Raw genomic sequence first — 24,307 nt, forward strand, 5'->3', positions numbered from 1 at the left:
CCGGCGCCGGCCGGTCGACATCTTGACTTCGATCGGCTCAACTCGAGCCTGCGATCATTGCTAACCCCGCTGACGGTTCCATTCTTCCCCGCGAGGGTCGATTTTTCACTGGGAGTTGGCTGGGAGCACCACCGCCGCGGTGAGCCGCTCCAGGGCGGCGCGCACGGCGGCCGCCCGGATCGCGGTCCGGTCCCCCGCCGCGGCCAGCTCGTGGACGGCGGAACCGGCCGGTCCCGCGATGCCCAGGTAGACCGTGCCCACCGGCTTGCCGTCGTGCGGCTCGGGGCCCGCGACCCCCGTCGTGGAGACGGCCCAGTCCGTGCCGAGGCGGCGGCGGGCGCCCTCCGCCATGGCGACCGCGACGTCCGGGTCGACGGAGCCCCGCTCGGCGAGCAGCCGACCGGGAACGCCGAGGACCTCGGTCTTCACCCGGTTCGAGTAGGACACGACCCCGCCCTCGAAACAGGCCGAGGCACCCGGCACGTCGACGACGGCGGCGGCGAGCGCGCCCCCGGTGAGGGACTCCGCGGTCGCCACCGTGAGCGCCCGCCGGACGGCCTCCTCGACGAGCGCCCGGGCGGCCGGCTGCGGCTCCGTCACGCCGCGTCCCGCTCGGCCAGCGCCCGGCGGCGCAGCTGCACCGCCTTGACGACGTAGTCCACGCCGGTCACGACCGTGACCACGAGGGCCGCGCCCATCGCGGTCCAGCCCAGCCACGGCCACCACTCGCCCACCAGCGGCACCAGCGGGAGCAGCAGGAGCAGGAGCGCCACGGTCTGCAGGACCGTCTTGAGCTTGCCGCCCTTCGAGGCCGCCATGACCCCGTAGCGGATGACGACGAACCGCAGGAGCGTGATCCCCCACTCCCGGACGAGGATCACCACGGTCACCCACCACCACAGCTCGCCGAGCATGGAGAGGACCACGAACGCGGCGCCGGTCAGCAGCTTGTCCGCGATCGGGTCCGCGATCTTGCCGAAGCTCGTGATCAGCCCGCGCGCCCGGGCGATGTCGCCGTCGAGCTTGTCCGTGTACATCGCGACCGCGAAGACCGCCAGGGCGGCCCACCGCATGCCCAGGGAGTCCTCCCCCTGGGTGCCGCCCGCCCACAGGAACCAGACGAAGAAGGGCACCAGCACGATGCGCAGGGCGGTCAGTGCGTTCGGCAGGTTGAGGTTGGACGCCGGGTCCGCGGGGCTCATCGTGTGCTCACTTCCTGGTGGGTGGGGGCAGGGCCGGCTCAGCGGCCGGTCAGCTGCCAGGCGTCCTCGGAGCCCTCGGGGTCCTCGGCGCCGTCGCCGTGGTCGGTCGCGGTCCGGGCCAGCGACGCCTCGACCGGGTCCTCGCCGTAGTCCACGGACCCGCCCTGCGGCGCGGGCGGGTCCTCGCCCCGGATCACGGCGAGGGTCGCGGCGAGGTCGTCGGGCTTGACGAGCACGTCGCGGGCCTTGGACCCCTCCGAGGGTCCGACGACGCCGCGGGACTCCAGCAGGTCCATGAGCCGGCCGGCCTTGGCGAAGCCGACGCGCAGCTTGCGCTGCAGCATGGAGGTGGACCCGAACTGGGTGGTCACCACGAGCTCGGTGGCCTGCAGCAGGACGTCGAGGTCGTCCCCGATGTCCTCGTCGATGGTCTTCTTGGGGGCCTCCTGCACCACGTCCTGGCGGTAGTGCGCCTTCATCTGGCCCTTGACGTGGTCGACGACCTCGTGGATCTCCGACTCGGAGACCCACGCGCCCTGCACGCGCATCGGCTTGGACGCGCCCATGGGCAGGAACAGGGCGTCGCCCTGGCCGATGAGCTTCTCGGCGCCCGGCTGGTCCAGGACCACGCGGGAGTCGGTGACCGAGGACGTCGCGAACGCCATCCGGGAGGGCACGTTGGCCTTGATCAGGCCGGTGACCACGTCTACCGAGGGCCGCTGGGTGGCGAGCACCAGGTGGATGCCGGCGGCGCGGGCGAGCTGGGTGATCCGCACGATCGCGTCCTCGACGTCGCGCGGGGCGACCATCATGAGGTCCGCGAGCTCGTCGACGATCACGAGCAGGTACGGGTACGGCCGGATCACGCGCTTCGAGCCGGGCTCGGGCTGGACCTTGCCGTTGCGCACGGCCTTGTTGAAGTCGTCGACGTGCTTGTACCCGTAGTGCGAGAGGTCGTCGTAGCGGGCGTCCATCTCCCGCACGACCCACTGCAGCGCCTCGGCGGCCTTCTTGGGGTTGGTGATGATGGGCGTGATCAGGTGGGGCACGCCCTCGTAGGCGGTGAGCTCGACCCGCTTGGGGTCGACCATCACCATCCGCACCTCGTCCGGGGTGGCGCGCATCAGGAGCGAGACGATCATCGAGTTCACGAAGCTCGACTTGCCCGCGCCGGTGGCGCCGGCGACGAGCAGGTGCGGCATCTTCGCGAGGTTGGCCACCACGTAGCCGCCCTCCACGTCCTTGCCCACTCCCATGACCATGGGGTGCTCGGTCTTGCGGGCGTTGTGCGAGCGCAGGACGTCGCCCAGGGACACGGTCTCGCGGTCGGTGTTCGGGATCTCGATGCCGATCGCGGACCGGCCGGGGATCGGCGAGAGGATGCGCACGTCCGCGGAGGCCACGGCGTAGGCGATGTTCTTGGACAGCGCCGTGACGCGCTCGACCTTGGTGCCGGAGCCCAGCTCGATCTCGTACCGGGTGACGGTGGGCCCGCGGGAAAAGCCGGTGACCACGGCGTCCACGTTGAACTGGTCCAGCACGCTGGTCAGGGCGGCGACCACGGCGTCGTTGGCCTCGGAGCGCTCCTTCGGCGGCGGCCCCTGCACGAGCGCGCCGGGCGCGGGCAGGGAGTAGGCGATGTCGCCCTCGAGCTTGAGCTGCTCGGCGCGGGCGGGGATGGGCGACTCGGGGGTGTGGGTGCGGGCGGTGACGGACGTGGAGCCGGTGGGCTCGGCGGCCACGTCCTCGAGCGCCGGCGAGCCGGAGCCCGCGGCGGTGTCCGCGGCCGGCTCGAGGCCCTGCTCCCGGCGGAGCCGGCGGGCCGCGAGCTGCTCCTGGGTGAGCCGCTTCTGGCCCGGCCGCGGGGCGTCGCCGACGTCCTCCCCGGCGTCCTCACCGGGGTCCGTCCCGGCGGCGGGCTCGGCGGACGTGCCTGCCGCGGTCTTCGCCGCGGCGGCCCGCTGCCGGGCGGCGCGCGCAGAGTCGACGTCGAAGACGCGGGTGGGCGCCTGGCCGTCGGCGGCCTCCTCGTCGACGACGGCCCGCTCGAAGGCCTCGTCCCCGCGGTAGCCGTCGAGGGCGCGCCGCTCCGCCTCGGCCTCCTTGCGCTCGCGGCGCTTCTCGCGGCGGGTCTTGGCCGCCTCGGCGCGCGCGTGGTGCTCCTCGAGGTAGGAGCGGTCGTGCCGGGCGGCGGACACGTCGGTCGCGGAGACCGGGCCCTCCTGGCCCATGAGCCGCCAGTAGCCCTGCCGCAGACGCGGCAGGATGAGGTTGACCGGCGTCGCGGTGACCACGAGCACCGACAGGAACAGGGCCGCGACGAAGATGGCGCCGGCGCCGACCGGGGTGATGAGGGCGCTCAGCGGGTCCGCGGCGAGGAAGCCCACGTAGCCGCCGGCGCTCCGGAGCGCCTCCTGGCCCTGGCTCGGGGACGGCCGGCCCAGGAGCACGTGCGCCAGGCCCGAGCCCGCGACGACGGCGGCGCCCAGCCCGATCGCGATGCGGTTGTTCGCGGACGTGTCCTCGGGGTGGCGGAAGCGGCGCAGCGCGAAGCCCACGAGCGGCAGCGGCAGCACCAGGGCCGTCCAGCCGAAGGTCCCGGCGAGGACCTCGTGCACCGCGACCGCGGGGAGCGACAGCCACGGCGCCGGCGCACCGGGCAGGTTCCACCACTCGACGGCCGCCGCGAGCAGGCCGAGCAGCAGCAGGAACAGGGCGCCCCCGTCCCGCAGAGACTCCGCGGGCACGTCGGTGCGCAGGGTGCCCATGCGGCGCACGGCGCCGCCGACCACGTGGGCGACGGCCGTCCAGACGCCTCCGACGACGCGGGCGCACCACGCCAGGGCGGCGCCCAGGCCGGTCAGCACGCGCGGGGGGCTCCCGGCGGGCGCCGAGGAGCCCCGTCCGGCGGTCGACGGACGGCGGGAGGAGGTGGACCGGCTGGATCCCGACGACCGCGCAGAAGACGTGCTGTTCTTGCCACGCGACGTCGAGGCGCCCTTGCGGGCAGGGGAAGTACGAGTCGCCATGCTCCCAGGGTAGACCACGGCCTCCCCCTGTCCGCGGTGCCGCACGGACCGGAGGAGACCGCTCGCTCAGGCCTCGATGACCACCGGCACGATCATGGGCTTGCGGCGCAGCCTCCGGCTGACCCACGAGCCGATCGTGCGGCGCACCACCTGCTGGAGCTGCTGGGTGGTGTGGTTCTTGCCCGAGTGGTTGATGGCGTCCTCGAGCGCGGCGGTGATCTTCGGCTTGATCTCGTCGAACACGCTGTCGTCCTCGGCGACGCCGCGGGCGTGCACGTCCGGCCCGGTGACGACCTTGCCGGTGTCCCGGTTCACCACGGTGATGACGGAGATGAACCCCTCCTCGGCCAGCACGAGCCGGTCCTTGAGGTCGGCGTCGGTGATGGTGCCCACGGAGGAGCCGTCCACGTAGACGTAGCCGCACTCGATCTGGCCGGTGATCCGCGCCTCGCCGGCGGCCATGTCCACCACGGTGCCGCCCTCGGCCATGAGCACGTGGTCGGTGGGCACGCCGGTCTCCTCGGCGAGCTTGCCGTTGGCGATGAGGTGGCGGACCTCGCCGTGCACCGGCATGACGTACTCCGGCTCCACGATGTTGTAGCAGTACAGCAGCTCGCCCGCGGCCGCGTGCCCGGAGACGTGGACCTTGGCGGTGCCCTTGTGGACCACGGTGGCGCCGAGCCGCATGAGCCCGTTGATGATCCGGAACACCGAGTTCTCGTTGCCGGGGATGAGCGACGACGCGAGGATCACGGTGTCGCCCTCGGTGAGCTGGACCTTGTGGTCGCCGTTGGCCATCCGGGACAGCGCGGCCATCGGCTCCCCCTGGGACCCGGTGCACATGATGACCAGCTGCGAGTCGGCGTGGTCGTCGATCCGCTTCTGGTCGATCAGCGTGTTCGGCGGGACGTCGAGGTAGCCGAGCTTCTCGGCGATGGTCATGTTCCGCACCATGGACCGGCCCATGAACGCGACCTTGCGCCCGTGCTCGGCGGCGGCGTCGAGCACCTGCTGCACGCGGTGGACGTGCGAGGAGAAGGACGCCACGACCACGCGCTTCGGCGCGCGCCCGATCACGTCCGCGAGGACGGGCCCGATGTGCTTCTCCGTGGGGGTGAACCCAGGGACCTCGGCGTTGGTGGAGTCGGTGAGGAAGAGGTCCACGCCCTCCTCCCCCAGCCGCGCGAAGTGGCGCAGGTCGGTGATCCGGCCGTCCAGCGGCAGCTGGTCCATCTTGAAGTCGCCGGTGTGCAGGACGGTGCCGGCCTTCGTTCGCAGGAACACCGCGAGCGCGTCGGGGATGGAGTGGTTGACGGCCACGAACTCGCACTCGAACTCGCCGAGCCGCTCGACCTGCCCCTCGCGCACCGCCATGGTGTAGGGCTTGATCCGGTGCTCCTGGAGCTTCGCCTCGATGAGCGCGAGCGTCAGCCGGGACCCGATCACGGGGATGTCGGGGCGGCGCTTGAGCAGGTACGGGACGGCGCCGATGTGGTCCTCGTGGCCGTGGGTCAGCACCACGGCCACGACGTCGTCGAGCCGGTCGACGATGTGGTTGATGTCCGGGAGGATGAGGTCCACGCCCGGCTGGGTCTCCTCGGGGAAGAGCACGCCGCAGTCGACCACGAGCAGCTGCCCGTTGATCTCGAACACCGTCATGTTCCGTCCGACCTCGCCCAGCCCGCCCAGCGGGACGACGCGCAGGACGTCCGTGCCGAGGGCGGGGGGAGCCGACAGGTCAGTGTGCCACTGGGTCATGAGACCCCTTTCGTCAGTCGATGGTCTCGAGGAGGGTGTCCGAGATGACCGAGTCCGCCAGGTCCGCGCGGATCAGGGCGGCCTCGGCCTCCGTGGGCGGGACGTGCGGGAGCCGCACGGTGTTGTCCTTGAGCCTGCCCTGCCACATGAGGATCGTCTTCGCCGCGACGGCCCCGGGGGCGCGGGTCATGGTGGCGCGGACCACGGGCTCGAGCTCGCGGTTGATCCGCTGGGCCGTGCCGAGGTCCTGGGCGAGGATCGCGTCGACGAGGCGCCGGTACCGGGCGGTGGCCACGTGGGTGGTGACGCCGATGAGCCCGGCGGCGCCGATGGCCATCCAGGGCAGGGTCAGCCCGTCGTCGCCCGAGTAGTAGAGCAGGTCGGTCTCGGCCAGCACCCGGGTCGCGGCGACCAGGTCCGCCTTCGCGTCCTTGACGGCCACGATGTTGGGATGCCCGGCCAGGGAGATCAGGGTCTCGGTGGCGATCGGGATGCCGGCGCGGCCGGGGATGTCGTAGAGCATGATCGGCAGGTCCACGGAGTCGGCGAGGCTGCGGAAGTGGGCCTCGACGCCGGCCTGGGAGGGCTTGTTGTAGTACGGGGTGACGATGAGCAGCCCGTCCATGCCGATCTTCTCGGCGGCCCGGGAGAGGTAGCGGGAGTGCTCGGTGTCGTTGGAGCCGGTGCCCGCCAGCAGGGGCACGCGGGAGCCGACGGCGTCCTTGACCACGCGGAACACGGAGAGGTTCTCGTCGTCGGTCATCGTGGAGTACTCGCCGGTGGTGCCGCACACCACCAGGCCGTCGCAGCCGTCGTCGACGAGCTGCTCGGCCGTGGCCGCGGTGGCGTCCAGGTCCACGGAGCCGTCCTCGGCGAAGACGGTGATCATCGCGGTGAGCAGCGTCCCGAACATGGGCTCGGACCGGGTCGAGGGCAGGTCGGCGGGGGAAGGCGAGGCGTTGGCAGTCATGGGTGCCAGGTTACCGTCTTCGCTCCGGGAGCACCGCCGGAGGAGCCGTCCGGGCCGGCGGTGCGGTGGGCGGTCCCCGTGCCGTGCACGGGACCGGTCCTGCTCGCCACGGCTCAGGCCCGTCCTTCGTCCGGGCGCTCGGCCGGTTCCACGTTGCGGGCGGCGCGCCCGCGGGAGAGGGCCACGGCGTCCCGCATCGCGGAGCGCGCGCGGGTCCGGTCCCCGGCGGCCGCGTAGGCGAGGGAGAGCCGGTACCAGTTGCGCCACTCGCCCGGGTCCTCCTCGGTCTGCGCCCGGTACGTCCCGAACCGCTCGTCGGCGGCCTCGCGCACGACGCGCCCGCCCGGGGTGCGCGGCAGGTCGTCGGGCGGCAGCCCGCCCTCCTCGTGCAGGGTCCGGCCGAGCTGCTCGGTCCGGACCCCGAACAGGATCTCGCGCACCAGCGCCCACACGCCCACGGCCGGCAGCACCAGCATGGCCACGCCGAAGGCCTTGGCGATCCAGCCGTCCGTGCCCAGCAGCAGCACGGCCCGGTGCAGGCTCAGCCCCAGGTAGACCACGAGCAGCGACACCATGGCCGCCGCCAGCAGCTTCGCCCTGCTCGTGGACTCCAGGAGCGTGAAGACGCCCGCGAAGGCGAGCACCGCGAGGATCCACAGCTTCGAGCCGCCGGGGATCGGCAGCAGCCACAGGGTCAGCAGGGCCGCCGCGAGCAGGCCCCAGATCCAGGCCCGGATCGAGTCCATCGGCTCTACAGGCCCAGGTCGAGGTAGTCCTCGAGACCGTGCGTGAGCCCCGGGTGGGAGACGACCTCCCGGACGCCCAGCACCACGCCGGTCATGAAGGAGATGCGGTCGAAGGAGTCGTGCCGGATGGTGAGCTGCTCGCCGAGGTTGCCGAGGAGCGTCTCCTGGTGGGCGACCAGCCCCCGCAGGCGCACGGAGTGCACCCGGACGTCGTCCACGAGCGCCCCGCGGGCCCCGTCCGGGTCCTGCTTGGTGGCGTCCGGCGACGGTGCGACCCCCGCGGCCCGCCGGGCCTCGCCGACCAGGGCGGCCGTGCGCGCGGCCGTCCCGGAGGGGGCGTCGACCTTGTCCGGGTGGTGCAGCTCGACGATCTCCACGGACTCGAAGAACCGGGCGGCCTGCGCCGAGAAACGCATGGCCAGGACCGCGCCGATGGAGAAGTTGGGGGCGATGAGCACGCCCACGCCCGGGTGCTGGGCGAGCAGTGCCCGGGTCCGGTCCAGGCCCTCGTCGTCCCAGCCGGTGGTGCCCACCACGCAGTGGATGCCGTGCTCCACGGCGAAGCGCACGTTGTGCTCCGTGACCGACGGGACGGTGAAGTCGATGACGACCTGCGCGCCCGCCGCCACCAGGACCTCGAGGGAGTCCTCGTGGTCCAGCTCCGCGACGAGCTGCAGCCCCTCGGCGCGCCGGACCGCCTGCGCGGCCTCGCTGCCCATGCGGCCGCGGGCGCCGAGGACGGCGACCCTGAGCTCGGCGGCGGTGGTCGCCGTGGCGGTGGTGGTCTCGGTGGCAGTGCGCTCGGTCATGGCTCCAACTCTAGGTCACGGGCTCCGGGTCACGGGACGGGCGGGGCCGCCGGCCGGGACCCGGCGGCGGCGGTCGGTCAGCGGCGGTCGGTCAGCGGCGGGTGGGCGCCACGATGGTCGTCACGACGGGCCCCTCGGCCAGCCAACCGGCGAGCTCGCGGACCTGCTCCGGGGTCACGGAGCGGATCCGGTCCAAGGACTCGTCGATGTCGAGGAACTCCCCGGACTTCAGCTCCGCGGAGCCGAGGCGGGACATCCTCGAGCCGGTGTCCTCGAGGGCGAGCACGGTTCCTCCGCCCAGCTGGCCCACGACCTTGCGCAGCTCCTCCGCCCCGATGCCGTGCCGCGCGAGCGTCTCCAGCTCCCCCGTCATGAGCGCCACGACCTCGTCGGTGCGCGCCGGCAGGCAGCCGGCGTACATCCCGAAGTAGCCGGCGTCCGAGTAGGCCCCCGAGAAGGAGAACGTGCTGTAGGCCAGGCCGCGCTTCTCGCGGATCTCCTGGAACAGCCGGGAGGACATCCCGCCGCCCAGGGCCGCGTTGAGCACGGTCATCGCGAACCGGCGGTCGTCCCCGGCCACGAGCCCGGGCCGGCCGACGACCACGTTGGTCTGCTCCACGGGCCGCTCCAGGAAGTGCTCGCCCCAGTCGGGGTCCAGGGCCGCCGGGGTGCGCTCGCGCCGCGGGAAGGGGGCCGCGGGGGTGGCCGGGTCCCAGCCCGCGCGCTCGAGGGCCTCGGCGACGAGGGCGACGACGAGGTCGTGCTCGAGCCCGCCGGCGGCCGTCACCACGAGCCCCTCGGGCCGGTAGTGGCGCCGGTAGTGCTCGACCACGGCGTCGCGGGGCACCTCGAGGATCTCCTCGGGGGTGCCGCCGATGGGCCGGCCCAGGGGGTGGCTCCCCAGCACGCGCTGGGTGAACACCTCGAAGGCGACGTCCTCGGGGTCGTCCTTGTCCATCGCGAGCTCCTCGAGGATGACCCCCCGCTCCCGCTCGAGCTCGTCGGGATCCAGGGCGGCCGACGTCACCATGTCGGTGATGACGTCGATCGACATCGGCAGGTCCTCGGCGAGGACCCGCGCGTAGTAGCACGTGTGCTCCTTGGCCGTGGCCGCGTTGGACTCCCCGCCGACCTCGTCGAAGGCCTCCGCGATCTGCAGCGCCGAGCGCCGCGCGGTGCCCTTGAACAGCAGGTGCTCGAGGAAGTGCGTGGAGCCCAGGCGGCCGGGCTGCTCGTCCCGGGAGCCGACGCCGACCCAGAAGCCGACCGTCACGGCCCGCTGGGCGGGCATCCGCTCGGTGATCACCCGGGTGCCGCACGGCAGGACCGTGCGGCGGACCACGTTGCCGCCGGCGCCCTCGTGGACGGTGTGGCTGAATCCCGCGGCGGCCGTGGTCAGGGCCGCGGCCGCGGCGGAGGGGGAACTGCGGGGAACCGCCGAGAGGCGGGCGTCCGGGCCCGGGGTGCTCCCCGGGCCGCGGTCGCCCGCCTCCAGCGGCAGATCGACTGCCGTCATCCAGCTGTGCTGCTTTCTCTGCTCGTGCGGTGCTGTGCGCGGGACGGACCCGGCTCAGGCCTCGGTGTCGTCGTCGTCCTCCGGGAAGACGTTGGGCTCCTCCGCGACCACGGGGGCCAGGGAGAGCTTGCCGCGGTCGTCGACCTTGGTGATCTCGACCTGGACCTTCTGGCCCACGCCGAGGACGTCCTCGACGTCGGTGACGCGCTTGCCCTCGTTGAGCTTGCGCAGCTCCGAGATGTGCAGCAGGCCGTCCTTGCCGGGGGTGAGCGAGACGAAGGCGCCGAAGGCCGTGGTCTTGACCACGGTGCCCAGGTAGCGCTCGCCGACCTCGGGCACCTGCGGGTTGGCGATCGCGTTGATCGCCGCGCGGGCCGCCTCGGCCGAGGGGCCGTCGGTGGCGCCGATGTAGACGGTGCCGTCGTCCTCGATCGAGATGTCGGTGCCGGTGTCCTCCTGGATCTGGTTGATCATCTTGCCCTTGGGGCCGATGACCTCGCCGATCTTGGAGACGGGGACGGTCACGGAGATCACGCGCGGGGCGAACTCGCTCATCTCGTCGGGCTGGTCGATGGCCGCGTTCAGCACGCCGAGGATGTGCAGCCGGGCCTCGCGGGCCTGGGTCAGCGCGGCGTCGAGCACGGAGGAGGGGATCCCGTCGAGCTTGGTGTCGAGCTGGATCGCGGTCACGAACTCCGAGGTGCCGGCGACCTTGAAGTCCATGTCGCCCAGCGCGTCCTCGGCGCCCAGGATGTCGGTCAGCGCGGCGTAGCGGGTCTCCCCGTCCACCTCGTCCGAGACCAGGCCCATCGCGATGCCGGCCACCGGCGCGCGCAGGGGCACACCGGCGTTGAGCAGCGACAGGGTCGAGGCGCAGACGGAGCCCATCGACGTGGAGCCGTTGGAGCTCAGCGCCTCGGAGACCTGCCGGATCGCGTAGGGGAACTCCTCGCGGGAGGGCAGCACCGGGGTGATGGCCCGCTCGGCCAGCGCGCCGTGGCCGATCTCGCGGCGCTTCGGGGAGCCGACGCGACCGGTCTCGCCGGTGGAGTACGGCGGGAAGTTGTAGTGGTGCATGTACCGCTTGTGCTTGACGGGGGACAGCGAGTCGATCTGCTGCTCCAGCTTCAGCATGTTCAGCGTGGTCACACCCATGATCTGGGTCTCGCCGCGCTCGAAGATCGCGGAGCCGTGCACGCGCGGCAGGACCTCGACCTCGGCGGTGAGCTGACGGATGTCCGTCAGGCCGCGGCCGTCGATGCGCACCTGCTCGGTGAGGACCCGCTGGCGCACGGTCTGCTTGGTCAGCGCCTGGTAGGCGCCGTTGACCTCGTCCTTGCGGTCGGCGAAGGGCCCGTCCTCGCCGGCGAGCTCGGCCAGGGTCGCCTGGTGCAGCTCGTCGGTCGCGGTCTCGCGCTCCTGCTTGTCGGCGATCGAGTACACCTCGGCGAGCCGGGTGCCGACGGAGGCCGCGACGGCCTCCTTGACGTCGTCCCCGAAGCCGCCGAAGCGGGGCAGCTCCATGTCCGGCTTGCCGGCGCGGGCCTTCAGGTCCGCCTGGGCGTCGCACAGCGCCTTGAGGGCCGGCTTGGCGGCCTCCAGGCCCTGGGCCACGAGCTCCTCGGTGGGGGCCACGGCGCCGTTGTTCTTGATCAGGTTCCAGGAGTTGTCGGTGGCCTCGGCCTCGACCATCATGATCGCGACGTCCTCGGTGCCGTCCTTGCCGGTGACGACGCGGCCGGCCACGGCCATGTCGAACACGGCGTTCTCCAGCTGCGAGTGCTTGGGGAAGGCGACCCACTGGTGCTGGCCGTTCTCCCCGGCCATGAGGGCGACGCGCACGCCGCCGACGGGGCCCTGGAAGGGCATCCCGGACAGGGTCGTGGCCATCGACGCGGCGTTGATCGCCACGGTGTTGTAGATCTCGTCCGGGTTCATGGACAGGATCGTGACGACGACCTGCACCTCGTTGCGGATGCCCTTGCCGAAGGCGGGGCGCAGCGGGCGGTCGATGAGCCGGCAGGTGAGGATCGCGTCCGTGGAGGGGCGGCCCTCGCGGCGGAAGAACGAGCCCGGGATGCGCCCGGCGGCGTACATCCGCTCCTCGACGTCGACCGTCAGGGGGAAGAAGTCGAAGCCCTGGCGGGGGGACTTGCCCACCGTGGTGGCGGCGAGCATGGTGGTGTCCTCGTCGATGGAGACGAGGGTGGAGCCGGCGGCCTGCTTGGCGAGGCGGCCGGTCTCGAAGCGCACGACGCGCTTTCCGTAGGAACCGTTGTCGATGACGGCTTCGGCGTACTGGATCTCGGGACCCTCCAAGGGTCACCTCCGTTTCGTGTGGGCGGGACCGTCCGCGCGTCACCCGGTCTTCGATCGAGATCCACGGAAGAGCCGGGGCCACGGGGGCCGTCCGGTGTCCGGAGATCACTACCGAGGACCGCGAATGATCGGCGCGGTGGCCCCGTCTGGTGTTCGATGGTGCTGTCTCTGGTGGTGCACCACGCCCGTCCGGCTGCCGTGCCGGGCGGGCGCCGTGCTCGGCGGCGTCCTCCCGTTGCCGGGTGGACGCCGCCGGGTGCCGACTAGCGGCGCAGGCCGAGCCGCTCGATGAGCGTGCGGTAGCGCGTGATGTCGGTGTCGCGCAGGTAGGTCAGCATGCGGCGACGGCGACCGACCAGGGCCATCAGGCCGCGGCGGGTGTGGTGGTCGTGCTTGTGCTGCTTCAGGTGCTCCGTCAGATCGGCGATCCGGCGGGTCAGGACCGCGATCTGGACCTCGGGCGAACCGGTGTCGCCCTCGTGGGTCGCGAAGTCCTTGATGATCTCCTGCTTGATGGCGGCGTCGAGTGCCACGTGTAACTCCGTTCGAGTCAGTACCGTGCGGCCCGGACGACGGGCTCGTCGCCGGGTCCCGGGGCATCCCGGGGGTCCGACAACCACGGACTGCAGTCGGACCGCCGTCCAGTCTACCGGACGCGGGCGCGCCGCCCCACCCTCGGGCCGCGCGGCGCGCTGGGCTGGGCGCGCCCCGGCCGGTGGGCCAAGATGGGAGGGACACCGGTCCCGGCGCCCGGGCGCCGGGACGAGCAGGACGAGACGAGCAGGAGCAGCACGTGAGCAAGGACGAGAAGGACGGACGGGGCCTGGCGGTCGCCGACCGCACGCACACGATGCGGGACGGCCGGCGGATCCCCGCGATCGGGCTGGGCACGTACCCCATGGACGACGCCGAGGCCGAGGCCAGCGTCGCAGAGGCCCTGATGCTGGGGTACCGGATGGTGGACACCGCGGTGAACTACGGCAACGAGACCGGCGTGGGGCGGGCGGTCGCGGCGGCCGGCGTGCCGCGCGGCGAGCTGTTCCTCACCACCAAGCTGCCGGGCCGGGACCACGGCACGGATTCCGTGCGCCGCTCGCTCGAGGGCTCCCTGCGGCGGCTGGGCACCGACCACGTGGACCTCTACCTCATCCACTGGCCGAACCCGTCGGTCGGCCGGTACGTCGAGACGTGGCGGACCATGCTGGAGTTGAAGCAGGAGGGGCTCGTCCGCTCGGTGGGGGTGTCCAACTTCACCCCCGCCCACATCCGGCGCCTGGTCGACGAGACCGGTGAGACGCCGGTGGTGAACCAGGTGGAGCTGCACCCGCAGTACCAGCAGGAGCGACTGCGCGAGTTCCACGAGGAGCACCGCATCGTCACCCAGGCCTGGTCCCCGCTGGGCCGCAAGACCGACCTGCTCCAGCACGAGTGGATCGCGCGGATCGCCCGGCGGACCGGCCGTACCCCGGCTCAGGTCGTCCTCCGCTGGCACCTGCAGTCGCACACCGTGCCGATTCCGAAGAGCTCCGACACCCGGCGCATGGCCGAGAACCTCGACGTCTTCGACTGGGAGCTGGACGAGGACCAGATGCACCGGATGCGGATGCTGCACACGGGGATCAGCGGGTCCGGCTACGACCCCAACACCCACGAGGAGATGTAGCAGCGGACACGCAGCAGCGGTGACGCGGCGGGCCCGCCGTGGGAGCCGGTCCGGCGGCCGGGGCTCAGGCCTCGGCGGCCAGGATCCCCCGGGTGCGCTCGACGTCGTCGTCCATCTGCGCCACGAGCTTGTCGACGCCCTCGTAGGCGACCATCCCGCGCAGCCGGGCGACGAACTCCACGACCACTTCCTGGCCGTAGAGGTCGAAGTCCTCGACCCGCTCCTCGGGGCGGTCGATGACGTGGGCCTCGACCTGCCGGGGCACGTTCTCGAACGTGGGGTTGGACCCCACGGAAATCGCGGTGGGCCAGCGGGTGCCGGAGGCGTCGAGCAGCCACCCGGCGTACACCCCGTCCGCGGGGACGAATCCGGCCGCGTCCGGGGAGAGGTTGGCCGTGGGGTAGCCGAGCTCCCGCCCGCGGGCGGCCCCGTGCACCACCTCGCCGCGCATCCGGTGGTGGCGTCCGAGCAGCCGGGCGGCCGCACGCACGTCCCCCGCCTGCAGGCAGGCCCGGATCCACGTGGAGGAACAGCGCCGCTCCCCCGCGGTCGTCACGGCCGGGGCGTGCTCCGGGTGGTCCTCGTGCAGGGGATCCAGCAGGTCGTCGACCACGCGGACCTCGAACCCGTGGCGCTCCCCCAGCTCCCGCAGCGTGTCGATGTTGCCGGTGTTGCCCTTGCCCAGGCGCGTGTCGGCGCCCACCACGAGGCACCGCGCGCCGAGCGGCCCCACGAGGGTGCTCAGCACGAACTGCTCGGTGGACTGCTCCGCGAACCCGAGGGTGTACTCGAGCACCAGGGCGGCGTCCGCGCCGGCACGCTCGAGGGCGTCCAGCTTGTCCTCGGTGCCCATGATCAGCCCCGGGTGGCTGCCGGGGCGGTGCACCTGCGCGGGGTGCGGGTCGAACGTCACGACCACCGAGGCCCAGCCCCGCTCGCGGGCGGAGTCGACGAGCTGGGACAGCACCCGCTGGTGGCCCCGGTGGACACCGTCGAAATTGCCGATGGTGACCACCGACGGGCCGAAGCCCGGGGGGACGTCAGAGAGATCTCGCCAGCGGAACACGGTTCTCCTCGCAGGAACGACAACAGGCAGGTACGGATGGGGGGGCTCGTCAGTGCGGGCCGGGTCGGTGCGGGGCGGGTCGGTGCGGGCCGCCGGGCTCCTCCGCGCGGGCTGCGGACGGCGGGCCGTCCCACGGGGTCCGGGGGGCGCGGGGGTCCTCCGCCCCGAGGGTCAGGATCCAGGCGTCGACCGAGGCGCCGCGCTGCTCCATGAACCCGTCGATCTGCACCGGGGAGCGGAAGCCGAGCCTCCAGGCGAGTTTGCGGCTGGCCCAGTTGGGGACCTTGGCCATCCAGTAAGCATAGGTGAGGCCCAGGGAGCCGAAGGCGTGCTCGAGCAGCAGCCGGCAGGCGACCTCCGCGGCGCCGGTGCCGCGGGCGTGCGGGCCGAAGTTGAGCCCGATGTCGGCCGTGGTCCCCCGCAGGGCGTTGAGCCCCACCGTCCCGTGCAGGCGGTCGGTCCGGGCGTCCGCCACGGCCCAGTTGTACTCGCGGCCCGCGCGCCAGGCCGCGGGGACGAACTCCTCGACGTACCAGCGGGCGTCGGCCTCCGTGTAGCCGAGGGGCACGGTGGTGAACTCCGCGGCCGCGGGGTCCGCGCAGTTGCGGGCCAGCTGCGGGACGTCGCGCTCCTCGAGCCGGCGCAGCACCACGGTGCCGTCGGTGAGGACGGGGACGTCGTAGTCCTCGGCGCCGTCGGGGCGTACGGGCATCGGCGGGGTTCCTTTCGGGAGGCGTGCGGCGCGGGGCGCTCGGGCCCGCGATCGAGCCTACCCGGTGCGTGCCGGGGTGCCGCGCGGGGAGGTGCGGACGGGCAGGTGCCGGCGGGGAGGTGCCGGCGGGCAGGGCCGGGCGATCAGGCCGGGGCGCGACCGCCCCGGGGCCGGGACCGGCGGAGCCAGGCGAGGCCGACCACCGGCAGCACCAGCGGGACGTAGCCGTAGTCCTGCCCGAAGTGGGACCACACGCTGGCCTCGGGGAAGAGCTCCGGGACGAGCACCGACAGCAGGCCCACGCCGAGCACGCCGAGCAGCTCCACGCCCACGGCCGCCGTGGCCAGCCGGTGCCACCGAGGGCCGGGCCGGGCGAGGGCCACGGTGGCCACCACGTAGACGGCCGCGGCGAACGCGGAGAGCAGGTACGGCAGCGGCGCGGTCCCGAAGCCGGTCAGGATCTGGTAGAGCGAGCGGACACCGGCCGAGAGGGAGAAGACGGCGTAGACCACGACCACCAGGCGGCCGAAGCCCGCGGACTTGCGGTCGCTGCGCACCGTGCCGGTGCGGGGCCCGAAGCGCTGCTGCAGCCGGGTGGGGCCGTTCTCCGGGGACTCGTGCGTCATCGGGGCGTCTCCTGCGGGGTCGGGGCGGGCCGGGGGCGGGGGCTCACTGGTAGTACCAGATGAAGTTCATGCGGTAGACCATGATCGCGACCACGGGGCCCGCCGCCGCGAGCACCCAGTTGGACCAGCTCGAGCGCTCCACGAGCGACCACACGAAGGTTCCCGCCGGGATGAGCAGCGCGGTCAGCAGGTAGCCCCAGTACTCCAGGGCCGATCCGGTGGGCCCGGGCCCCAGGACGTGCATGACGACCGTGCCCACCGCGTAGACGAGCAGGAACGCCTCGAGCAGCAGCACGGAGCCCTGCGTCCAGTCGTCGGGCCGCCGTCCGCGCACGGCCTGCACCGCGCACACGAGGAAGGAGAGGGCGCCCAGCAGGACCGCGGCCCAGAACCAGCCGTCGTAGCCCCACAGCATCAGCGCTCCCCCCGGGGGGCCTCCGGCGGCGCGAGGAAGCGCTCCCCGGGGAGGAAGACGAGGGCGGGCTTGGCGGTGCGCTCGCCGCGGTGGCCGCGGTCGGAGAGCAGGGCCACGAGCCGCCCGTCGGGGGCGAAGCCGCCGGTGACCGCGTCGTTGTCGAGGGGGCCCGCGCCGGGATCCGCGGCGCTGGGGCCGATCCGGCGTCCGTGGGCGACGTCCTCGGCCTCGGCCGCGCTCAGCCGGCGGGCGGGGAACAGGCCGGCGGCGGCCTCCTCGAGGCTCGTCACGGGCAGCGGGCGGCCGGCGGCCACCTCCGCGGCGAGCTCGTCGAGCGTCGACGCGTCCTCGAGGCTCCACGCGCCCACCCGGGTGCGGCGCAGGGCGGTCAGGTGACCGCCCACCCCGAGGTCGGCGCCGAGGTCCCGGGCCAGGGCCCGGACGTAGGTGCCCGAGCTGCAGGTCACGGTGACGTCCACGTCGAGGACGGCCCGCCCGGCGTCGTCGGTGGTCCGCACGAGCCGGTGCACGGCGAACTCGGACACGGTGACGGGGCGCGCGGCGAGCTCGACGTCCTGCCCGGCCCGGACCTGGGCGTAGGCGCGGCGGCCCTCGACCTTGATGGCGCTGACCTTCGCGGGGACCTGCTGGATGTCCCCGGTGAGCCGGGCGACGCCGGCGGCCACCGCGTCCCCGTCCACCGCGGCTACAGCCCCGGGGTCGGCGACGTCGAGGATCTCGCCCTCGGCGTCGTCGGTGACGGTGGTCATGCCGAGCCGGATCGTCGCCGCGTACGTCTTGTCCCGTCCGACGACCCAGGTCAGGAGACGGGTGGCCCGGTCCACGCCGAGGACCAGCACCCCCGTGGCCATGGGGTCCAGCGTCCCGGCGTGGCCGACCTTGCGGGTGCCCGCGAGACGCCGCGTGCGCGCGACGACGTCGTGGCTGGTCCAGCCGGCGGGCTTGTCCACGATCACGAGCCCGGACGGCGTCGGCAGGGACGGGTCCGGGCTCGGGACGTCAAACTTCGTGCGGGTCACTTCCCCGGTGCCTCCGTCGGCTCAGCGGTCCCGGGAGGACTCGTCGTCCTCCTCGGCCGGCTTCCGGTAGGGGTCCTCCCCCGCGGCCCAGCTGGCGGCGGCGGCCTGGGCTGCGACCTCGGCGTCCTTCTCCTTGGCGGCGCGCAGCACCTCCTCGAGGTGGGAGGCGTTGACCGGGATCTCGTCCGGGACGAACGTCAGCGTGGGCGTCAAGCGGGCCGTGATGTTGCGGCCGACCTCGCTGCGCAGGACGCCCTTGGCGGACTCCAGGGCGGCGCGGGTGCTCTCCTGCTCCTCCGCGGTGCCGAACACCGTGTAGTACAGGGTGGCGTGCTGGAGGTCGTTGGTGACGCGGGCGTCCGTGATGGTCACGAAGCCCAGCCGGGGGTCCTTGACCCGGCGCTCGAGCGCCTGGGCGACGACGACCTTGATCCGGTCGGCGAGTCGGGCGGCGCGTGCTGCGTCAGCCATGGTGGATGCTCCTCGGGTCGGGGCGGTGGTGCTCGAAACGGTGCTGGAACGGTCGCGGCGGCACGGGCGGGCACTGGGCCCGCCCGTGCCGCCGCGGGTGCCCCGCGCTCGAGGCGCGGGGCTCGGGACGGGTCAGGCGCGCGGCTTCTCGCGCATCTCCCACGTCTCGATGAGGTCGCCCTCGCGGATGTCGTTGAAGGAGCCGAGCCCGATACCGCACTCGTAGCCTTCGCGGACCTCGGTCGCGTCGTCCTTGAACCGGCGCAGCGAGTCGACCGTGAGGTTGTCCGCCACGACGCTGCCGTCCCGGACGAGCCGGGCCTTGGAGTTGCGGCGGATGGTGCCCTTGGTGATGTAGGCACCGGCGATGTTGCCCCACTTGGAGGAGCGGTACACCTCGCGGATCTCGGCGGTGCCGAGCGCCACCTCCTCGTACTCCGGCTTGAGCATGCCCTTGAGCGCGCTCTCGACGTCGTCGATGGCGTTGTAGATGACCGAGTAGAACTTCATCTCGACGCCCTCGCGGTCGGCCAGCTCCGTCACGCGCTCGGCGGGACGGACGTTGAAGCCGATGATGATCGCGTTGTCCACGGTCGCGAGGTTGACGTCGTTCTGCGTGATCGCACCGACACCGCGGTGGATGACGCGCAGCTGGACCTCCTCGCCCACGTCGATCTTGAGCAGCGAGTCCTCGAGCGCCTCCACGGCACCGGACACGTCGCCCTTGATGATGAGGTTGAGCGTGTCGATCTTGCCGGCGGCCACGGCCTCGTCGAAGGACTCGAGCGTGATCCGCTTGCGGCGCTTGGCGAGCAGGGCGTTGCGGTCCGCCGCCTGGCGCTTCTCGGCGATCTGGCGCGCGGTGCGCTCCTCCGGGGTGGAGAGGAACGTGTCGCCGGCCCGGGGCACGGAGTCCAGGCCCAGCACCTGCACGGGGCGCGAGGGACCGGCCTCCTCCACGGCCTGGCCGTTCTCGTCGAACATGGCGCGCACACGGCCGTACGCGGCGCCGGCGACGATCGCGTCGCCGACGCGCAGCGTGCCGGACTGCACGAGCACGGTCGAGACCGCGCCGCGGCCCTTGTCCAGGTTCGCCTCGATGGCCACGCCGCGGGCGTCCTTGTTCGGGTTCGCCGTCAGCTCGAGCGCGCCGTCAGCGGTCAGCACGATCGCGTCCAGCAGCTCGTCGATGTTGAGGTTCTGGCGCGCGGAGACGTCGACGAACATGGTGTCGCCGCCGTACTCCTCGGGGACCAGGCCGTACTCGGTGAGCTGGCCGCGGATCTTGTCCGGGTTCGCCTCGGGCTTGTCGATCTTGTTGACCGCCACCACGATCGGCACGCCGGCGGCCTGGGCGTGGTTGAGCGCCTCGACCGTCTGCGGCATGACGCCGTCGTCCGCGGCGACCACGAGCACGGCGATGTCCGTCACCTGGGCACCGCGGGCACGCATGGCGGTGAACGCCTCGTGGCCCGGGGTGTCGATGAACGTGATCTGCCGCTCCTGGCCGTCCAGCTCGGTGTCGATCTGGTAGGCGCCGATGTGCTGGGTGATGCCGCCGGCCTCCCCCTCGGTCACCTTCGTGTTGCGGATGGCGTCGAGCAGGCGGGTCTTGCCGTGGTCGACGTGACCCATGACGGTGACGACCGGAGGACGCGCCTCCAGGACGTCGTCGCCCTCGGCCGCGGCCTCGGCGTCCAGGTCGATGTCGAAGGACTCGAAGAGCTCGCGCTCCTCGTCCTCCGGCGAGACCACCTGGATCTTGTACCCGAGCTCGGCGCCCAGCAGCTGGAAGGTCTCCTCGTCGAGGGACTGCGTCTGCGTGGCCATCTCGCCGAGGTGGATGAGCACCGTGACGAGGGAGGCCGGGTTCGCGTTGATCTTCTCGGCGAAGTCCGTCAGGGACGCGCCGCGGCGCAGCCGCACCACCGTGGTGCCGTCGCCGTGGGGCACGGCGACGCCGCCGACGGACGGGGCCTTCATCTGCTCGAGCTCCTGGCGCTTCGCCCGCTTCGACTTGCGCTGCTTGCCGCGGGCACCGCCGCGCCCGAAGGCGCCCTGGGTGCCGCCGCGGCCGCCGCGGCCGGGGCCGCCGCCGGGACGGGAGAACCCGCCCCCGCCGCCGGGACCGCCGCGGCGCGGACCCGCACCGCCGCCGGCCGGCCGGGAACCGATCGGGGCCACGCCGGTGGTGTGACCGGGCATCATGTTCGGGCTGGGGCGCGCTCCGCCCGGGCGGGGACCGCCCTGGGGACGCGGACCGCCCTGGCCCTGCGGACGGGGGCCGCCCTGGCCCTGGCCCTGCGGACGGGGACCGGCCGGGCCCTGGCCCTGGGGACGGGGCCCGCCCTGGCGCTCGGGACGCCCGGAGCGCATGCCCTGCTGGGCGGCGAACGGGTTGTTGCCGGGACGCGGACCGGCCGGGCGGGGAGCGCCCGGGCGGGGTGCGGCCGAGCCCGGGCGGGGCGCGGTGCCACCGGGGCGCGGCGCGGCGGAGCCCGGACGGGGCGCCCCGCTGCGTCCCATGCCCTGCTGGCTGGCGAACGGGTTGTTGCCCGGGCGCGGACCCGGGGCAGGCGCCTTGGCGCCCGGGGAGGCGGGGCGCTGGGGCGCGGACCGTTCCGGGGTCGAGGACTGCTCGGTGGGCTTCTGCTCGGGCGCCTTCTCGGCGGGCTTCTGCTCGGCGGCCTTCGCGGCGGGCCGCTGCTCGGCGGCCTTCTCCGGTGCCTTCTCGGCGGGCTTGGCGGCAGCCGGGCCCGGGGCGGGCGCGGCGGTGCCGGGCTTGGCGGGCGCGCCGGCCTTCGGCGCGGGCCTGCCGGCCGGTGCCGCGGCAGCCGGAGCGGACTTCTCCGCCTTGCCGGCGAGCGCCGAGCGCAGCTTCTTGGCGACGGGCGGCTCGACGGTCGAGGACGCGCCTCGGACGAACTCACCCAGGGTCTGAAGCGTGGAAATCGCTTCCTTGGACGTTATTCCGAGCTCTTTCGCGAGCTCGTGAACGCGGGGCTTGGCCACTTCTCTCCTGTCTCGGTCCGCACCGAAACAGGCACGAACCACTTATTTTCCGTTGAGGCTCCCGGAGCGTCGGCCGTCGAGGACGGCGCGGGGTCGCGGGAGGCCGTTGGCAGAGCACAACGAAGCACTCATCGCTGGGCACTCATCGGTTTTCCATCGGTTCTCTGACTCGCTTTCCAGTTCTTCACCCGCGTGCGGACGTGGTCACCGGTCCGGTCGGACCGCGCGGGCTGCCGTCCGAAGACGGCTGTGGTCGGCACTCGTGCGCCCGGTCACCGGGCCGCCCTCGTGGACAGCAGGGTGTCCAGCTCGGGGGCGACCGCTTCCGTGTCCACGACCGCCCGGAACGCGCGCCGGAAGGCGCGCCGGCGCAGGGCCGAGTCCAGGCACTCGTGGGAGGGGTGGAGCCAGGCTCCGCGACCGCCGAGGCGACCGGTCCGGTCGACCACGGCCCGGAGGCCGCCGTCGGTCGGTTCGGTCACCACACGTACGAGCTGGTCAGGGTGTTCGGTGGTCCGGCATCCGATGCACGTGCGACGGGAGTCTGCACTCACTCGCTCGGTACTCCTCGTCTCGCGCCGGGACGTCGGGGACGTCCCGTGCGGGCCTGGAGACGGCGCCGGACAGGGACCACCAACGATCTGACCGCTGTCCAGTCTATCCCGGGGACCGCCCTGGGCCGAAACCGGGCGCGCGCGGGATCCCGGGACCGGCCCCGGGGCGGGGGCGCCGGCCCCGGGGCGGGGGCGCCGGCCCCGCCGGGACGGCGTTCAGCGGCGCTCGGCGGCCTTCGACTCGGGGACGATGTCGATCTTCCAGCCGGTGAGCTTCGCGGCGAGGCGGGCGTTCTGGCCCTCTTTGCCGATGGCCAGGGACAGCTGGGTGTCGGGGACGACGGCGCGGGACGAGCGGGCCCGCTCGTCGAGCACGGTCACCCGGGACACCTTGGCCGGGGACAGGGCGTTGGCGATGCAGCGGGCGGGGTCGTCCGACCAGTCGACGATGTCGATCTTCTCGTCGTGCAGCTCGTTCATCACGGCGCGCACGCGGGAGCCCATCTCCCCGATGCAGGCGCCCTTGGCGTTGATCCCGGACTGGGTGGCGCGCACGGCGATCTTCGTGCGGTGCCCGGCCTCGCGGGCGACCGCCATGATCTCCACGGTGCCGTCGGCGATCTCCGGCACCTCCATCTCGAACAGGCGGCGCACCAGGTCCGGGTGGGAGCGGGACAGCGTGATGGACGGGCCCTTCATGCCGCGCTTGACCTCGACGACGAAGGCGCGGATGCGGGCGCCGTGCGGGTACTTCTCGCCGGGGGCCTGCTCGTGCGGGGGCAGCACGCCCTCCACGGTGCCCAGGTCCACCTGGACCATGTGGGGGTTGTGCCCCTGCTGGATCTGCCCGGAGACGATCTCGCCCTCACGGCCCTTGAAGTGGCCCAGGACGGCATCGTCCTCGACGTCGCGCAGCCGCTGCAGGATGACCTGGCGCGCCGTGGAGGCGGCGATCCGCCCGAAGCCGGCCGGGGTGTCGTCGAACTCCCCCACCGCCTCGCCGTCCTCGTCCAGCTCGGGGGCCCAGATGGTGACGTGGCCGGTCCTGCGCTCGATCTCCGCGCGCGCTCCCGGAAGCGCGCCGGCGGTCTTGTGGTACGCCAGCAGGAGGGCCTGCTCGATGGTGGGGATGAGCAGGTCCACGGGGATGTCGCGCTCACGCTCCAGCAGTCGGAGGGTGCTCATATCGATGTCCATGTCCGGCCTTCCTCACCTGTCGACCCCGGGGACGGAGCATCGCGCCGTCGGGGATGACGGGGCGCTGCCACGGGTCGTGCTCGCGCACTCGTCGTCGCACTCGGTTGTCGTCGCACTGCGGACCGCGGCGCCGGTGGGCGCCGCGGCGTCAACGGCACATCTTACACTCGTGCCGGGTCCGGCCGGGTCCGTCAGTCGGTGAACTCGACCTCCACCTTGGCGCGGCGCACGGCGTCGAAGGCCCAGCGCTCCGGGTCGAGCAGCCGGGGCGGCATGCCCTTCTTCACCTGGTGGCTGCGCTGCAGGACCACGCCGTCCGGCTCCACCTCGAGCAGGCGGGCCGTGAACTTCTCGCCCTCCACCGGGGTGACGCGCACCAGCCGGCCGACGGAGCGCCGCCAGTGCCGCGGCGCCGTGAGCTCCCGGGTGGCCCCCGGCGAGGAGACCTCCAGCTCGTAGGCGGAGCCCGGCACGGGGTCCGTGCGGTCCAGGAGGTCGGACACGGCCCGGGAGACCGTGGCGATCCGGTCGATGTCCACGCTGTCGGTGCTGTCCTCCGGGAGGTCCACGAGCACCTGCAGCACGAGACCGGTGCCGGTCGGCTTCAGGGCGACGTCCTCCAGGACGAGCCCCGACTCCTCCACGGCCGGGCCGATCAGCTCGGCCAGCCGCCGGTGGTCGTCGGGTCCGGGGGTGCTGTGCTCGCTCACGGGGTCTCCTCGTGCTGTCGGGACGGCGGGGTCGGTCCTGGAGATCCTATGATGAACGCGGCCCTCCGCTCGCCCCCGCCCGTCCTCCAGGAGCCCCCCGGTGACCGACTCCCGCACGCCCGCGCCCCGGGCGCTCCCGCTGCTGCTGGGCGTCCTGCTCGTGGGCGGCACCGCCGGGGCGTGGTGGCTGGAGTCCGCTCGTCCGGTGCCCCCGGACGAGGTCGTGCGGGCCGACGCGTGGCTGCGCACGGAGGCGATGCTCGGGACCCCGTCCCCGGGTCCGGTGCCCGCCGTGCGGCGGGAGGACGTGCGCGCGGACCTGGCCCGGCAGCTCGAGGCCCTCGGTCCCGCGCCCGACGACCGCACGAGCGCGGCCGCCCGCGCGCAGCGCCCGTCCCCCGCGCCGTCCACGCCGTCCACCGACGACCCCCAGGACGGCGGGGTCGCCGGGGACGCGGGTCGCCGCGAGTTCGGCCCCCGGGCCCCGGGCCG

22 protein-coding genes are annotated in these 24,307 nt (G+C 73.3%); 2 read left to right on the forward strand and 20 right to left on the reverse strand.

Translation table 11 applies throughout. The features are described 5' to 3' along the window. Positions 1-105: 105 nt before the first annotated feature. The 10 genes from Q0817_RS13450 to rpsO form a co-directional block, all read right to left on the reverse strand. Positions 106-600 (reverse strand): CinA family protein, encoded by a 495-nt coding sequence (locus tag Q0817_RS13450; RefSeq protein ID WP_298588999.1) that lies wholly within the window; start codon positions 598-600, stop codon positions 106-108. After that, positions 597-1,202, reverse strand: a complete 606-nt coding sequence (pgsA, locus tag Q0817_RS13455; protein WP_298589003.1) for a CDP-diacylglycerol--glycerol-3-phosphate 3-phosphatidyltransferase — start codon at positions 1,200-1,202, stop codon at positions 597-599. The genes Q0817_RS13450 and pgsA overlap by 4 nt, the downstream gene beginning before the upstream one ends. A 38-nt stretch (positions 1,203-1,240) precedes the next feature. Further along, complete coding sequence (locus Q0817_RS13460; RefSeq protein WP_298589005.1) at positions 1,241-4,231, reverse strand: DNA translocase FtsK; 2,991 nt, start codon at positions 4,229-4,231, stop codon at positions 1,241-1,243. 66 nt (positions 4,232-4,297) lie between these two features. Beyond that, entirely contained in the window at positions 4,298-5,989 is a 1,692-nt protein-coding gene (locus tag Q0817_RS13465) for a ribonuclease J (protein ID WP_298589008.1), read from the reverse strand. Between the two features lie 13 nt (positions 5,990-6,002). Next, the gene (gene dapA, locus Q0817_RS13470; protein WP_298589069.1) at positions 6,003-6,902 is read right to left on the reverse strand and encodes a 4-hydroxy-tetrahydrodipicolinate synthase; all 900 of its coding nucleotides are present in this window, start codon (positions 6,900-6,902) and stop codon (positions 6,003-6,005) included. Between the two features lie 170 nt (positions 6,903-7,072). Then, positions 7,073-7,705: a hypothetical protein gene (locus Q0817_RS13475; RefSeq protein ID WP_298589010.1), complete on the reverse strand. Its 633-nt coding sequence runs from the start codon at positions 7,703-7,705 to the stop codon at positions 7,073-7,075. A gap of 5 nt (positions 7,706-7,710) precedes the next feature. Continuing rightward, the gene (dapB, locus tag Q0817_RS13480) at positions 7,711-8,514 is read right to left on the reverse strand and encodes a 4-hydroxy-tetrahydrodipicolinate reductase (RefSeq protein WP_298589013.1); all 804 of its coding nucleotides are present in this window, start codon (positions 8,512-8,514) and stop codon (positions 7,711-7,713) included. Positions 8,515-8,605: 91 nt separating this feature from the next. Continuing rightward, entirely contained in the window at positions 8,606-10,030 is a 1,425-nt protein-coding gene (locus tag Q0817_RS13485; protein ID WP_298589016.1) for a pitrilysin family protein, read from the reverse strand. A gap of 54 nt (positions 10,031-10,084) precedes the next feature. After that, positions 10,085-12,349 carry a polyribonucleotide nucleotidyltransferase gene (locus tag Q0817_RS13490; RefSeq protein ID WP_298589019.1) on the reverse strand — a complete coding sequence of 755 codons (2,265 nt, stop codon included), beginning with the start codon at positions 12,347-12,349 and terminating at the stop codon, positions 10,085-10,087. Between the two features lie 263 nt (positions 12,350-12,612). Continuing rightward, positions 12,613-12,882: a 30S ribosomal protein S15 gene (rpsO, locus tag Q0817_RS13495; RefSeq protein WP_017832923.1), complete on the reverse strand. Its 270-nt coding sequence runs from the start codon at positions 12,880-12,882 to the stop codon at positions 12,613-12,615. 260 nt (positions 12,883-13,142) lie between these two features. On the opposite strand from rpsO, the gene Q0817_RS13500 reads away from it, so the two are divergent. Then, complete coding sequence (locus Q0817_RS13500; RefSeq protein ID WP_298589023.1) at positions 13,143-14,012, forward strand: aldo/keto reductase; 870 nt, start codon at positions 13,143-13,145, stop codon at positions 14,010-14,012. A 64-nt stretch (positions 14,013-14,076) separates the two neighbouring features. Here the strand turns inward: Q0817_RS13500 and Q0817_RS13505 are convergent, their stop codons facing one another. The 10 genes from Q0817_RS13505 to rimP form a co-directional block, all read right to left on the reverse strand. Further along, a complete protein-coding gene (locus tag Q0817_RS13505; RefSeq protein WP_298589027.1) occupies positions 14,077-15,078 on the reverse strand; it encodes a bifunctional riboflavin kinase/FAD synthetase in 1,002 nt (333 codons plus the stop codon). Positions 15,079-15,127: 49 nt separating this feature from the next. Then, a complete protein-coding gene (locus tag Q0817_RS13510; protein WP_298589030.1) occupies positions 15,128-15,790 on the reverse strand; it encodes a GNAT family N-acetyltransferase in 663 nt (220 codons plus the stop codon). Between the two features lie 143 nt (positions 15,791-15,933). After that, positions 15,934-16,416 carry a hypothetical protein gene (locus Q0817_RS13515; RefSeq protein WP_298589033.1) on the reverse strand — a complete coding sequence of 161 codons (483 nt, stop codon included), beginning with the start codon at positions 16,414-16,416 and terminating at the stop codon, positions 15,934-15,936. Positions 16,417-16,459: 43 nt separating this feature from the next. Next, the gene (locus Q0817_RS13520) at positions 16,460-16,831 is read right to left on the reverse strand and encodes a hypothetical protein (protein ID WP_298589036.1); all 372 of its coding nucleotides are present in this window, start codon (positions 16,829-16,831) and stop codon (positions 16,460-16,462) included. Next, positions 16,831-17,871 carry a tRNA pseudouridine(55) synthase TruB gene (gene truB / locus Q0817_RS13525; protein ID WP_298589039.1) on the reverse strand — a complete coding sequence of 347 codons (1,041 nt, stop codon included), beginning with the start codon at positions 17,869-17,871 and terminating at the stop codon, positions 16,831-16,833. Before truB ends, Q0817_RS13520 begins: the two co-directional genes overlap by 1 nt. 21 nt (positions 17,872-17,892) lie before the next feature. After that, entirely contained in the window at positions 17,893-18,342 is a 450-nt protein-coding gene (rbfA, locus tag Q0817_RS13530) for a 30S ribosome-binding factor RbfA (RefSeq protein ID WP_298589042.1), read from the reverse strand. A 132-nt stretch (positions 18,343-18,474) separates the two neighbouring features. Next, positions 18,475-21,354, reverse strand: a complete 2,880-nt coding sequence (gene infB / locus Q0817_RS13535; protein ID WP_298589045.1) for a translation initiation factor IF-2 — start codon at positions 21,352-21,354, stop codon at positions 18,475-18,477. A 272-nt stretch (positions 21,355-21,626) separates the two neighbouring features. Continuing rightward, complete coding sequence (locus Q0817_RS13540; RefSeq protein WP_298589048.1) at positions 21,627-21,908, reverse strand: YlxR family protein; 282 nt, start codon at positions 21,906-21,908, stop codon at positions 21,627-21,629. A 216-nt stretch (positions 21,909-22,124) separates the two neighbouring features. Continuing rightward, positions 22,125-23,105 carry a transcription termination factor NusA gene (gene nusA, locus Q0817_RS13545; RefSeq protein WP_298589051.1) on the reverse strand — a complete coding sequence of 327 codons (981 nt, stop codon included), beginning with the start codon at positions 23,103-23,105 and terminating at the stop codon, positions 22,125-22,127. A 191-nt stretch (positions 23,106-23,296) separates the two neighbouring features. Next, positions 23,297-23,815 (reverse strand): ribosome maturation factor RimP, encoded by a 519-nt coding sequence (gene rimP / locus Q0817_RS13550; protein WP_298589055.1) that lies wholly within the window; start codon positions 23,813-23,815, stop codon positions 23,297-23,299. 100 nt (positions 23,816-23,915) lie between these two features. On the opposite strand from rimP, the gene Q0817_RS13555 reads away from it, so the two are divergent. Continuing rightward, positions 23,916-24,307: hypothetical protein (locus Q0817_RS13555; protein WP_298589057.1), on the forward strand; the 392-nt coding region annotated here is incomplete at its 3' end.

The organism is uncultured Kocuria sp., assembly GCF_947500125.1.
In the GTDB taxonomy this organism is placed as follows: Bacteria; Actinomycetota; Actinomycetes; order Actinomycetales; family Micrococcaceae; genus Kocuria.